A 12,570-nucleotide genomic window follows, 5' to 3' on the forward strand; every position below is an offset into this window, starting at 1 on the left:
ATGCAAGATGTGCCGGACGACGTGGCCGCTCTCGAACGGCTGACTCGCGTGCTCGTGGCCGTGGCCTGGGACAGCGCGCACGCCGCCCCGCGCGGCGTCACCTTCCCGCAGGTGCGATTGCTGGTGGTGCTCGACAGCCTGGGACGGGTGCCGTGTTCGCGGCTCGCCGAGGTGATGGGCGTTAACGCGTCCTCGGTCACCCGGCTGGCCGACAAGCTCGAAGCGCACGGGTACGTCGTGCGCGGCGAGGACGAGCACCGTCGCACGGTGGTGACCATCGAGGTCACCGCTGCCGGGCGCGAGGTCGTGGCGGGGGTCGTCGGCAGGCGCCAGCGCGCGCTGTCCGAGCTGCTCGCGGAAGTGCCTGCCGCGCGGAACGAGGCGGTCTCGACGGCGGTCCGCGACCTGGTCATGGCGGCGGAATCGGCATCGGGCGTGCCCACGGCGGGGCCGGGCCGGCTGGGAAGGTTCCGGCGCGGGCCGCGCACCTCGGCGACTTCGCAGTCAATCCGCGAATGCTGCTGATCACCGCGATCGCGCTGCCAGTGGGCGGCGCGGCGGCGGTGGCGGCGTTCGCGCTGCTCAAGCTCATCGGCTTGATCACCAACCGGGTCTTCTACCAACGCGTCGCGACGGATCTCGTCGCGCCGGGCGCGCAGCACCATCCGTGGTGGCTCGTGCTGCTCGCGCCGGTTGTCGGCGGGCTCGTGATCGGCCTGATGGCGCGCTACGGCTCGGAGAAGATCCGCGGCCACGGCATGCCGGAGGCGATCGAAGCGATCCTCACCGGCGGCAGCCGGGTGGCCCCGCGCGGAGCGGTGCTGAAACCGGTGTCGGCGGCGGTCAGCATCGGCACCGGCGGCCCGTTCGGCGCCGAGGGGCCGATCATCATGACCGGCGGCGCGGTCGGTTCGATCCCTCGCGCAGCTGCTGAAACTGTCCGCGGACGAACGCAAGACTCTGCTGGTCGCCGGTGCCGCGGGCGGGATGGCGGCGACTTTCAACGCACCGCTCGCGTCCGTCCTGCTGGCGGTCGAATTGTTGCTCTTCGAGTGGCGGCCGCGCAGTCTCGTGCCGCTGGCTGCCGCGGTGTCGGTCGCGACGGTGTGCCGCGGGTTCCTGCTCGGTACCGGACCGGTCTTCGGAGTCCCGTTCACCGGGGCCAGCCCCGGCCCGGCCGCCGGCGGTCTCGCCCTCGTCCCCGGCCTGACCGGCGGGTTGCTGGCGATCGGCGCGACCGCGCTCGTCTACTTCGCCGAGGATCTTTTCGGGCGGCTGCCCGTGCACTGGATGTGGTGGCCCGCGATCGGCATCGGCGGCCTGATCGAACCGCACGCGCTCGGCGTCGGCTACGACGTGATCGACACGCTGCTCACCGGGCACGCGACCGCGTCGCTGATTGCCGGGATCCTGGTCGTGAAGACGCTGATCTGGGCGCTTTCGCTGGGATCCGGGACCTCTGGAGGCGTGCTGACACCGGTATTCATGATCGGTGCCGCGCTGGGCGCCGCGGAAGGCGGCTTGCTACCGCATATCGCGCCCGGGTTCTGGGCGACGTGCGGGTTGGCCGCGGTGGTCGGCGGCGTGCTGCGGTCGCCGTTCACCGGCATTGTGTTCACTTTGGAGCTGACCCACGCGTGGAGTTATCTGCTGCCGCTCGTCGTAGCGTCGTTCTCGGCGTACGCGCTTTCGGTGCTGCTGCTCAAGCGTTCCGTGCTCACGGAGAAGATCGCGCGGCGGCTGCACCTCACTCGCGAGTACACGACCGATCCACTTGAGACGTTCTTCGTGCATGAAGTGATGACGCACCAACCGGACGTGCAGATGTCGGCCGATGTCGTCGTGTACGAGGACGACACTCTGCGCGACGTCGCGAACGAATTGGCGCTCGGGCACACGACGCAGGCGCTGGTGGTCGACCGGCACGACCCGTCGCGGGTACTCGGCAAGGTGACGCTAGCGCAACTGCTGCACGCCCGGCGGCGGGACCTGCGCGAGGAACATCACCGGGAACGCTTGCTGGGCCGGTCGGTCAACGCTTGAGCCGCTGTTTGTCCACTTTGCCCACTGGGGTCAGCGGCAACTCGCCGCGGAACTCCACAGTGGACGGTACGAAGTGCTCGCCGCCGAGTTCTTCGCGGACCTGGTCACGCAGTTCGTCAGCGGTGGTCTTTTCGGCGACCACCACGGCGTGCAGCAGGGTTCCGTCCGGCCCCGGTGCGGGGACGACCGAGGCGGCCTTCACCTTGGGGTGGCTGAGAAGCGCGTGCTCCACCGCGGTCGAGGAGACCTTCGTGCCGTGCTCGCCGGTGACGATGACGTCGTCGATCCGGTCCTCCAGGTAGAGGTAGCCCTCGTCGTCGAAGCGGCCGAGGTCGCCGGTGCGCAGCCAGCTGTCGCCGATCGGCGGTTTCCCGTGGTAGCCGTCCATCACCGACAGCCCGCGGACGAGCACTTCGCCATCCGCGATCCGGGCTTCCATGCCGGGCACGATGCGGCCGACGGAACCGAGAAGTTCCGGCCGGGCAAGGACTTCGTCCGCGGAAATGCTGGCGATCATCGGCGCTTCGGTGAGCCCGTATCCCTGTCCGACGACCGGGCCGAACACCTTGAGCGCCTCGGCCAACCTGCGTGGCGCCAGCGGTGCGGCACCGAGGGAAAGCTGTTGCACGCTGGACACGTCCGTGGCGGCCAGATGTGGATGGTCGAGTACGGCGGCTAGCCGGGGCGGGGTAAGGGAAAATGTGGTGACGCGATGCCGCTCCACATCGGAGAGAAGCTTCTCCGCGTTGAACTCACGGTGCAGTACCACGGTGTTGCCGCAGCAGAGCGCGCCCAAAACGGCCGCGTTGCCGGTCATGTGCGTGAGCGGCGCGGTGACGAGAGCGGTTTTGGTGCCGTCCGGCTGGAAGATATGGGCGACGCCGTCGTAGATTCCGCTGTGCCGGATCAGTTTCGGAGTTCCGGTGGTGCCGCCGCTGGGGAAAATCGCCGTGACACTGTTCGGCAAATTGTCCGGAATGGACGGTCGCGCGATGGCGAGCGTGTCGAGTTCGGCATCGGTGAGCAGGGTCGCCCCGGTCGCCGCGAGCGTCGCCGCTCGCGCCGGACGGCTCGCGGAGGCCGCGATCAACACTACTTCCAGCCCTCGCAGCTGCGCGGCAAGCTGGGTCAGCACCACTTCCGGCCGGTTGGCGGCGTCGATCGCCACCACGGCGCGCACCTCGGCGAGCCCGCCGTACAGCCTCGACAGCAGTTCTGACGCCGCCCGGTACGTCATGGTGGTGTCGTCGTGGTGGAACAGCACGGTGTCGCCGCCGTCGCGGAGCGCGGAAAGGACGCGGGACAGGAAAAAGCTCACCCGGCACACCGTAGTCGTGTGTTGGCCGAGAACGGCGATCGCGGCTAGGTTCGTGGTCATGACCGCTCCGCCCGCGATCGACGCGGACCCGAGAAGCTGGCGTCGAGCCTTCGCCGATCTGCAGGCCGGGTTGCGTGCCCGGGAACTGTGGGCGTTGCTCGCGTGGCAGGACATCAAACAGCGCTACCGGCGCTCGTCGCTAGGGCCGTTGTGGATCACCGTCGGGATGGCAGTCACCGCGCTCGCGCTGGGTGTCGTGAACTCCGCGTTGTTCGGCACTTCCATCTCGACCCTGCTGCCGAGCATCACCACCGGGCTCATCCTGTGGAACTTCATGAACGGCTGCATCGTTGAGGGTTCGGAAACGTTCATCGCGAACGAAGGGATGATCAAGCAGCTGCCGGCTCCGGTGTCGGTGTACGCGCTGCGCACGGTGTGGCGGCAGGCGTTGTATCTGGCGCACAACCTCGTCGTGTACGTACTGGTGCTGGCGATCTTCTTCGGCAAGCTCTCGCACCCGTACCGCTTGGTGGACAAGGAATACGCACTGCTGCACCCCGGGCTCGGCTGGGGAATGCTGCTCGCCGTGCCCGCGCTGATCCTGGTCCTGCTGAACGGCGCGTGGGTGGTGCTGCTGTTCGGCGTGGTGTCCACGCGGTTCCGCGACATCCCGCCGGTGATCCAGAGCTTCATCACGATGCTCTTCTACGCGACACCGATCATGTGGTCGATGGACCAGGTCCGCGCGATGAACCAGGCCTCGCACGAAGGATTCGGCTCCATCGCGGTGAATTTGCTGCAGCTCAACCCGGTTTATCACTTCGTCGAGATCGTGCGCGCACCACTGGTCGGGCAGCAGCAAAGCTGGACGCATTGGCTGGTCGCGGGCGTGGTGACCGTGGTCGGCTGGTCGCTGGCGATGCTGGTGCTGCGCAATTACCGGGCTCGGGTCGCTTACTGGGTCTGATTGTCCACTGAGGACTCAACCCGGGCAGCGAGTCCTGTCCGGTCTGATTTCGCGCGCGCGGGCAGCAGCGAGTCCTGCACCTTCGAGGGCAGCCGGGACGCCGGTGCCGCTCGGTCTCTCGACCGGCATGCGGACGACCCGCCGCGCACCTGAACCCACCAGATATCGCTGTGCCCGCCATTCTTCGGCGATCTCGTTCACCGCGCTAACCCCCGGCAGCCGAGCACGCCCGCCCGCCGGGGGTTAGCGTGGTCCTACGGCTCGTGAACGGAGGTCGCATGAAGCGTCGGAAGGCATTGCTGGCTCTGGCCGTGACGGTGCTCGCGTTGAGCACGGTCGCCGCCACTCCCGCCGGACTCACGCCGCGGCAGCTCGCCGGACAGCGGGTGATTTACTCCTATCCTGGTCTGACGCCGCCCGCCTCGTTGCTGCAACGAATCCGCGCCGGCGAGGCGGCAGGCGTAATCTTCTTCGGCGAGAACCTCTCAAGCTCCCAGCAGATCAGCGACGTGGTACGACAATTGCGGGACGCGAACGCGCAAAGCCCGGTGCGTCGTCCGTTGCTGCTGATGACCGATCAGGAAGGCGGCAAGGTCCGCCGGTTGCCCGGCGAGCCCGTTCTGTCGGAGAAGCAGGTAGCGCAGTCCGCTGACCCTTCTGCCGCGGCCAAAGCCGCGGGCGCCGGTGCCGGCCAGAACCTCGCCGGGGCAGGAATGAACGTCAACCTCGCGCCGGTTCTGGATGTCTACCGCCAACCGGGCAATTTCATCGACAAATACGGCCGCTCATACAGTCAGGACCCTCAGGTGGCCGGTGCGCTGGGCCGGGATTTCGTCACGGCCCAGCAGTCAACGGGCGTCGCCGCGACGGCCAAGCACTTCCCCGGCCTGGGCGCCGTGCCCGCCGGAAGCGACACGGACGCCGGCCCGGTGACGCTGAACGTGCCCTTGCCCGAACTGCGCGCCAAGGACGAGGCCCCGTACCGTCCGATGGTCGACGCTGGCGTGAAGCTCGTGATGCTCTCGTGGGCTGTCTACCCCGCGCTTGACCCCTCCCACCCCGCCGGACTCTCGCCAACGGCCGTGCGGGAACTCCGAAAAGACACGAACTTCGCCGGGGTGACCGTGACGGACGCCTTGGAAGCCGGTGCGCTGAAGTCCTATGGCGGAACGGGAAACCGCGCGGTGCTGGCCGCGAAGGCGGGAATGGACCTGATCCTGGCCTCGGCCCGAGACGTGAGCCAGGGGGACGATGCTGCTTCGGCGTTGGCCGCCGGGTTGTCGGATGGATCCCTGCCCAGCGGAGATTTCACCGCGGCGGTGGACCGGGTTTCGGCGCTGCGGGACGGGGTGAAGTGAGTCGTTCGCGGGTGGGACCGTGTGCGATTGGGTGCGATGCGGCTTTCGGTTGCTACGGGGCGGTCGCCGATGGGCCCGTCCGGCTTTGGTGCTGCCGGGGGTGACGTGAGCTGTTTGCCGGTGGGGTCGAGCGGGCCGGGGCGAGGTGCGGGCGTCGGTGCTGCGGGACGGGGTGAAATGAGCCCTTCGCCGGTGAGTTGTCGGTGCTCGGCTGAGGTGCGGCTTTTGCTGCCTGCAGAGGCGAGTCGTTCGTGGATGGGGTTGTGCGGGTCTGGGTGAGGTGCGGCTTTTGCTGCTGCGGGGCGTGAGCTGTTTGCGGGCAGGGTCGTGTGGGTCTGGGTGAGGTGCGGCTTTTGCTGCTGTGGGGGGGGGTGAGCTGCTCGCGGGCAGGGTCGTGTGGGGTCTGGTTGAGGTGCGCGAGTTGGTGCTGCGGGGGTGAAGCGAGCCGTTCACCGGTGAGGTTGTCGCTTGGGTGAGTGCGGCTTCGGCGTGGTTGGCCGGAGGCTCTGCGCGCCGCGGGCCGGGACACTCAGCGTCCATGCTTCGCACCTTTGCGGTGCTAGCCATTCCCACCGAGATCCTATGTTGCGTGGCAGCTTTCTCGTGGCCCGAGACTCCACGTGCGTTGCCGCGCGACAGAATTTTGGCACCGTCCGTGTGCTTCACTGTGAAGCCCCGTCGTTATGCGGCCCAGTTAGCGTCGATGAAGCAGGACCCGCCCGGCTCTTCGCGATTATCCAGCAAACAACCCCCGTTCCGGTGACACCCGGCGGTGTGGACATCGCGCTGTCCTCGTGCTGAACGGGCACCCTTGCGTGCGACCCACCCACGACGGGAGGACGAATGCAAGCTTGGTGGCTCCTGGTGGCCGTCGCCGCGGTGTTCGTGGTGCTGGCCGTAGTGTTCCTGCGCCGCGCCGCCCGGCGTCGCTCTGCCGTCCCGCCGCCGAATGCTCCTCCAGCCTCCCCTCCGGACGACTCGACGCGCCGCTGGGTCTCCCCGTCGGACGACGTACCCCGCCGCGCCCGCCATCGATTGGACGAGGCGCACCCCCTGGCGCGCTACCCAGTCGCCCGGCAACGCCCGATGCGGCATCCGAGACCGTCGACCGAGCAGGAATCCGCGCGAGAACGGCGAGACCTGTAGCCCGAGCCAACGCAGGGCGGGCGCGACAGCCCGACGCGGAAGCCTTGCCGAAGAGCCGTCCCGGCAAACGCCGCCTGGTACCTGCTCCGTCAGACCACTTCGAAGGCCTCGTCCGGCGTTCATCCCTGTGGGCGAACGCCGAAGCCCCGGTTTTGTCGGTGCCCGCTGAGATGCTTCCGGCATGGTTCTCGTGCTGCTCCTCATCTATGTCCAGAACAGCATGCTTCTCCCGCCCGCTCCCGTGCCCGATGCCGACCGAGTCGCCGCCGCGATCTCGCATGTCCTGGAGCGGGCGCGGGCCGGGGGCGCAGGTGGTGCACATCCGGAACAACAGCATCGGCGACGACCCCGACGTACCCGGAACCTCCGGCTGGGAACTAGTGCACGAGGCCCGCCCAGGCGAGCACGTAGTCGACAAACAGACACCCGACTCCTTCGCCGGCACCCAGCTGGGCTCCGTGCTGCCGGAGTCGGCCCGCTGGTCGTGGCCGGAATGCAGAGTGACTTCTGCGTCCGAGCCCCCGCCTTGGCCGCCCTCAAGCGCGGTCATAAGAGCACGCTGGTCCACGACGCCCACGCCACGTACGACGACGAATTCTCCGCCGCCGAGGAGAGCGCCCGTGTGGCCGGGGAACTGTCCGCGGCTGGCGTGAAGCTGATTGGAAGCGAGGAGGTGGTCTTTGCCTGATCCCCGGTGCCGTCGAGCCGACGGCGACTGCCACGTCGACAAGCCTTCGCGAGGGCGATCGATTTCATCGCTGAATCGCAGCGAAAACAGGTGTTGGACTGGGAGGTCGAGGCAAGCCAATACTCAGCCCATGACGTCTGCGTCTGGCGATTCCGCCGAGAACTCCGGACAAAGCGAAGACCGGCACCTCGACGGTGACGTGTCGGCGGACCGGTCCGCCGACGCCGAAACTGGCCTGGACGGTGAGGGAGGCCTGGACGCTCGTGGGAGCGCACCGGACGGCGCTGCCCTCGGCGCGACGGTCGAGCGTGGGAGCGCACCGGAGGACGCTGCCGTCGATCCGGTAGGCGATTGCACGGCGGCCAGCGTCAATGAGGTGGCGCGCGACGAGTCGGCAGTCGGCGACGACCCGGCGGTGAGCGTCGAGTCTGCGGCCGGTGCCGAGTCTGTGGCTAGCGCTGGGCTTGGGGCGGGTGCCAGGTCTGTGGCTAGCGCCGGGCTTGCTGCCGACGTCGGGTCAGCGTCTGGCGTTGAGCCTGCGGCCGACGTCGAACCGGTGGCTGGTGCCGAGCCTGCGGGCAACGTCGGTTTGGCGGCCGATGACGACCCGTCGGGTGGCGTTGAGTCGGTGGCGAGCGCCTGGCGGGCGGCCTGCGTCAACCCGGTGGCCTGCGTCAATCCAGTGGTCGGTGTCGAGCCTGCGGTAGATGTCGAAGTGGCGGCTGCCGCCGAGCCTGCGACCGGCGGCTTGATGGCCGACCTCAACCCGGCAACCGGGGTCGGGTCGGCTGACGGAGCTGCTCGGGATGTTGTCCGGTTGCTGCGGCGGCTTGGCGGCAGGGCGTTCGCATTGGCGTTTGTCGCCGGGATTACCGGGCTGACGACCGTCGCGCTGGCGTTGGGTTTGGCCGGGTTCGCGCTGGTGCTCGCGCCGGTGCGCGGGGTCAGGCGAGAAGATGGGCCAGCAGCGCCCGTGCCGCCGGGTTGGTGAGGTTTGCCGAGCGGCCGGTCAGGGAGATGGTGCGGGCCAGCGTCGGCTGGGTGAGGCGGGCGAACGGCAGTCCGGACCGGGCGGCGACCTGCTCTGGGAGCACGGTGACGCCTAGGCCTGCCGCGACCAGGTCGACCAGCAGCGGGACGGTTGTCGCCTCGCAGACCTGATCACGACGGACGCCAGCCTCGGTGAAGGCTCGGTCGACTAAGGCTTGCAGGCCGCTGCCGGTGAAATCCACGAAAGGCTCGCCGTCCAGTTCCGCGAGCCGGACTCGGCGGCGGGCCGACAGACGATGTCCGGGGTGGGTGAGCAGGACCAGGTTCTGCTGCCAGCTGGCGAATTCGGCCAGCTCCTCCGGCAGCGGACCGCCCACATAGGACAGATCCAGTTCGCCGTCGGACACCGCGGCGGTCAGTCCGGGGATGGTGCCTTCCCGGACGCGCAGCCGGATTCCCGGGTAGCGGGCGCGGAATTCGCCCAGCTTCGCGGGCAGGTCGACGACGGTCAGGGTCTGGATGGTCCCGATCGACACCCGGCCGCGCGCGAGGCCGGCCACCGCGGCTACCTCGCCTCGGGCGGAGTCGACGTCCGCGGCGATTTGGCGGGCCAGCGGGAGCAGGGCCTCGCCCGCCGGGGTGAGAGTGACCCGGCGGGTGGTGCGGTCGAACAGTTCTGCGCCGAGGCCGGTTTCCAGCTTCCGGATGGACGCGCTGAGAGCGGACTGCACGACGTGCACGTCCTGGGCGGCGCGCGTGAAGTTGCCGCGCCGGACCACAGCCAGGAAGTGTTCGACCTGCCTCAGTTCCACCGGCTTCGCCTCCGTCTCGCCACCGGGCGGTGGCCCGGTGAACGTACCGCGCGCGCCGGTCGGTGACGGCTGATTGAGGCAGAGGGGGTCACAGCAGCAGAGTTCGATGGTGGGCAGGGGCGGGCGCGCAGGGCTCGGCTGGTGGAGTTGGTGCGCGGCGGGGCCGGTAGTGACCGCGGCTGGTGGAGCTGGTGCGGGGCGGAGGGCCGGCAGTGGCCGTGGCTGGTGGAGTTGGTGCGCAGCGGGGTTGGTAGTGACCGCGGCCGGCGGAGTTGGCGCGAGGTGGAGGGCCGGTAGTGGCCGCGGCTGGCGGAGTTGGCGCGGGGCGGAGGGCTGGCAGTGACCGCGGCCGGCGGAGTTGGCGCGGGGCGGAGGGTTCGCAGCGATCACAGCGCCGGCTCCGATGGTGGCCAGGGCGAGTCAGGGCGTCGACGAGTCCGCTGCGGCTGGCGGGAGGTGGTGAGTGCCGGAGAGCCGAATCCCGAGGACGGACCAGGGAATCCGGACCGAGCGGCAGCGGGAGTCGGCGCGCGGCGGTGGGTGTCCGAGGGGCTAGCGGCCACCGGAGCAGGGGAGCCAAGGTCGAGCGGGAGTCGGCACGAGACAGAGGGCTGACGGCGTCACGATGCCACCCCCAGCGAGCCGGGACTGCCGCCGAGATCCGCAGGGGCCCCAGCGCGCCCGAAAACGTCTACTGGGCCGTGTAACCCCCGTCAGCGAGGATCTCCACCCCGGTCACGTACGAGGATTCCGCGGAAGCCAGGAACAGGATCACATCCGCGACCTCCTGTACCTCCCCAGTCCGCCCCATCGGGACGCCCTCGACCTGCTTCGCTCGCCACACCGGATCGGTGGAGCCGCGAGAGGTTCGCATCGGTGGCAGCAGACCGGGTGCCACCGCGTTGACTCGGATGCCTTCGCTCGCATAGTGGACGGACGCGGTGGTCGTCATCGCCTTGATCGCGCCCTTCGAGGCGGCGTATCCCAGATGGACGCCGACCTGCCCGATGGACGCCGAGATCGACGTGAGGTTCACGATCGAACCTCCGCCTCGGCCGGACATCGCCGCCGCACCGTGCTTGATGCCCAGGAACACTCCGCGGGCGTTGACTTGCAGCAGCCGATCATAAAACGCCGTGCTGGTCAGGTCTGGGTCGAAGGTGCCGCTGATGCCGGCGTTGTTGACCAGCACGTCGAGTCGTCCGTGCCGGTCCAGGACGTCGGCGATCGCGGCGGTCCAGGAAGCTTCGCCGGTGACGTCCAGGCGGCGGTATTCGGCCTGGCCGCCGTTGGCGCGGATTTCCTCGGCCACGGCGGTGCCGTCAGCGTCTTCGACGTCGGTGACGACGACCGTCGCGCCTTCGCGGGCGAAGGTTTGGGCGGCTGCCCTGCCCATTCCGCTCGAAGCGCCGGTGATCAGGGCGATCTTGTCCGCCAATCGCATGGGGGGTGCCTTTCACTGGTGGGGACCCCAGTCTGCCGCCAGGCCACGTGACGGGCCGAATCAGGCCAGTTCCGCGGAGACGACCGACGAAAGGGCCCGCAGCGCGTCCAGCAGGGCGTCGAGCGCGTCGGGGCTGACCAGGACGGTGCTGACCATGCTGCTCTCCCGGACTCCCTCGCGGACGTCGACGGACAGCTCGTGGATCAGCTTCCCGTGCTGGGTCAGCGTCGCGACCAAGGCGGGGATCTGGTCGATGCCGCCGACGAAGTACGTCGCGATCCGGCGGCGGACCAGCATGGCCGGGCCGGAGGTGTAGGGGGCGGAGGAAAAGGTGCTCAAGGACATGGCGTACTCCGGGAAGAAGGTCTGGCGGGAAAAGAGGGCCAGGTCCCGAAGCAAAAAACCGCATACCGGCATCGCGCGCCGGCAGCCTGGTTCAGCCGGCGCGCCGGGTTACGAGTCGCTCGGACATCATGAGGCGCAGCACGGCGACAGGCTAACACGGCGCCGCGCGAAGGCAAAAGATCCACAATGGACTGACGGATCAGCCGGGCTCGTTCCACGGCAGCCGCTTGCGCAGCAAAGTGGCCGCACGCAGGGCGACTTCCACTTCCAGCCGGTGTTCGGCGAGCGGCCGTCCGCACAGTTCCTCGGCCTTGCGGACGCGATAGTGAACGGTGTTCTTGTGCAGGTGCAGCCGGGCGGCGGCGTGCGTGTAGCTGCCGTCGGTGTCGAGGAAGACTCGCAGCGTCTCGCGCAGCTGCTCGGTGCCGGGATCGTCGGCGACGAGGTCTCCGAGGACTCGCGTGATCCAGCGGTAGACGTCGTCGGACTGTTCGGTGAGCAGGGCGGCGATCGCGACGTCGTCGAACCGCACCACGTTTTGGCTCTGGTCCTCGTCGGTCTCCGCGACCGCTCGTGCCCGGACCGCCTCGCGCAGGGAACCGCGGAACCCGGCCAGCCCGTAGCCGGGCGCGCCCAGGGCCAGTCGCAGGCCGCCGCCGATGGCTGCCACGCCGGAGCGGAGGCGTTCGACCTCGATGTCGTCACGTTCCGTGCTGACCGTCCAGCTCCACAGCGTGCGGTCGTCGGCCAGCATGGTGAGCGCTGGACCTCGTCCGCACACCTCCTGGAGCAACCGGGCCGCGGCCTGCAGTTCTCCCGCGCCCTCGGCGGGCAGCCACGCGACCGCCGCGCAGTGCCACTGCCGCATCGGGAAGGCGAGCAGCTGCTGTGCCGCGTCCTCGGTCAGCGTGTCCGAATCGAGCACCAGCCGGATCTGCGCGGCCCGCGCGGCTCCGGTGCGGCTGCTCCAGCGCCGGCGTTCGGTTTCGAAGATGTCGATCAGACCCTCGATGACCTGGTCGATGTAGCGGTTGGTGCGGCGCGACAGTTCGGCGAGCACGCCGAGCGCGAGCCGGGTGTCGATGTTCGGCTGCCGTCCCAGTGCCTCGATCGCCCATTGCTCGAACCGGTGCTCGCCGAGCCGGTAGGCGCGCAGCAGTGCTTCCAGCGACAGCTCGTGCTGGGCGAACCGGCGCGCGTACTCGGCCGCGGCGGGCGGGACGGTGATCCGGTCGAGCGGGATGGAATGCGACAGCATGTCGAGGATCGCGACCAGATTCGCCGACGTGCTGGCGATCATGAGCTTGCGGACCGTCTCGTCGTGCCGGAACTCCGGGATCATCTCGACGAACCAGTCGGTGAGCTCGGCGGTGCGGGCGGGGAGGTCGGCGTCGATGGCGTGCGCGATCTCGGCCACGACGGCGTCGACGGCGTCGGACATGGCGGTCAGGGTAACCAC

At 69.1% G+C, this 12,570-nt stretch carries 12 protein-coding genes and 1 pseudogene; 8 read left to right on the forward strand and 5 right to left on the reverse strand.

What is annotated here, in order from left to right:
• The 3 genes and pseudogenes from A4R44_RS03320 to A4R44_RS51665 all read left to right on the forward strand — a co-directional run bounded on the left by A4R44_RS03320 (position 1) and on the right by A4R44_RS51665 (position 2,043).
• Positions 1-525 (forward strand): MarR family winged helix-turn-helix transcriptional regulator, encoded by a 525-nt coding sequence (locus tag A4R44_RS03320; protein ID WP_232791476.1) that lies wholly within the window; start codon positions 1-3, stop codon positions 523-525.
• Positions 526-758: 233 nt separating this feature from the next.
• Positions 759-860 (forward strand): annotated as a pseudogene (locus A4R44_RS51660) (hypothetical protein); the annotation flags it as partial.
• A 103-nt stretch (positions 861-963) separates the two neighbouring features.
• Complete coding sequence (locus A4R44_RS51665) at positions 964-2,043, forward strand: chloride channel protein (protein WP_304456042.1); 1,080 nt, start codon at positions 964-966, stop codon at positions 2,041-2,043.
• Here the strand turns inward: A4R44_RS51665 and A4R44_RS03330 are convergent.
• Entirely contained in the window at positions 2,033-3,361 is a 1,329-nt protein-coding gene (locus tag A4R44_RS03330; protein WP_067576593.1) for a class I adenylate-forming enzyme family protein, read from the reverse strand. The two genes, A4R44_RS51665 and A4R44_RS03330, sit on opposite strands and share 11 nt — an antisense overlap.
• Positions 3,362-3,419: 58 nt before the next feature.
• Between A4R44_RS03330 and A4R44_RS03335 the strand changes: the two genes are divergently transcribed.
• From A4R44_RS03335 to A4R44_RS47740, 5 genes are all read left to right on the forward strand, one after another.
• Entirely contained in the window at positions 3,420-4,328 is a 909-nt protein-coding gene (locus A4R44_RS03335; protein WP_067576246.1) for an ABC transporter permease, read from the forward strand.
• A gap of 278 nt (positions 4,329-4,606) precedes the next feature.
• On the forward strand, positions 4,607-5,686 hold the full coding sequence (locus A4R44_RS03340) for a glycoside hydrolase family 3 N-terminal domain-containing protein (protein WP_067576248.1): 1,080 nt from the start codon (positions 4,607-4,609) through the stop codon (positions 5,684-5,686).
• An 843-nt stretch (positions 5,687-6,529) separates the two neighbouring features.
• Positions 6,530-6,832 (forward strand): hypothetical protein, encoded by a 303-nt coding sequence (locus A4R44_RS47735; protein WP_157904811.1) that lies wholly within the window; start codon positions 6,530-6,532, stop codon positions 6,830-6,832.
• A gap of 181 nt (positions 6,833-7,013) precedes the next feature.
• Positions 7,014-7,520, forward strand: a complete 507-nt coding sequence (locus A4R44_RS03345) for an isochorismatase family protein (RefSeq protein ID WP_095213164.1) — start codon at positions 7,014-7,016, stop codon at positions 7,518-7,520.
• A gap of 556 nt (positions 7,521-8,076) precedes the next feature.
• On the forward strand, positions 8,077-8,511 hold the full coding sequence (locus A4R44_RS47740) for a hypothetical protein (protein ID WP_157904813.1): 435 nt from the start codon (positions 8,077-8,079) through the stop codon (positions 8,509-8,511).
• Here A4R44_RS47740 and A4R44_RS03355 read toward each other — a convergent pair.
• The 4 genes from A4R44_RS03355 to A4R44_RS03370 form a co-directional block, all read right to left on the reverse strand.
• Positions 8,465-9,322: a LysR family transcriptional regulator gene (locus tag A4R44_RS03355; protein ID WP_067576251.1), complete on the reverse strand. Its 858-nt coding sequence runs from the start codon at positions 9,320-9,322 to the stop codon at positions 8,465-8,467. The genes A4R44_RS47740 and A4R44_RS03355 overlap by 47 nt on opposite strands.
• A 691-nt stretch (positions 9,323-10,013) precedes the next feature.
• The gene (locus tag A4R44_RS03360) at positions 10,014-10,766 is read right to left on the reverse strand and encodes an SDR family NAD(P)-dependent oxidoreductase (RefSeq protein WP_067576253.1); all 753 of its coding nucleotides are present in this window, start codon (positions 10,764-10,766) and stop codon (positions 10,014-10,016) included.
• Positions 10,767-10,826: 60 nt separating this feature from the next.
• Entirely contained in the window at positions 10,827-11,111 is a 285-nt protein-coding gene (locus A4R44_RS03365; protein ID WP_067576595.1) for a hypothetical protein, read from the reverse strand.
• A gap of 199 nt (positions 11,112-11,310) precedes the next feature.
• Entirely contained in the window at positions 11,311-12,552 is a 1,242-nt protein-coding gene (locus A4R44_RS03370; RefSeq protein WP_095213165.1) for a CdaR family transcriptional regulator, read from the reverse strand.
• Positions 12,553-12,570: the final 18 nt, after the last annotated feature.

This window comes from Amycolatopsis sp. M39 (genome assembly GCF_001651785.1).
In the GTDB taxonomy this organism is placed as follows: domain Bacteria; phylum Actinomycetota; class Actinomycetes; order Mycobacteriales; family Pseudonocardiaceae; genus Amycolatopsis; species Amycolatopsis rubida.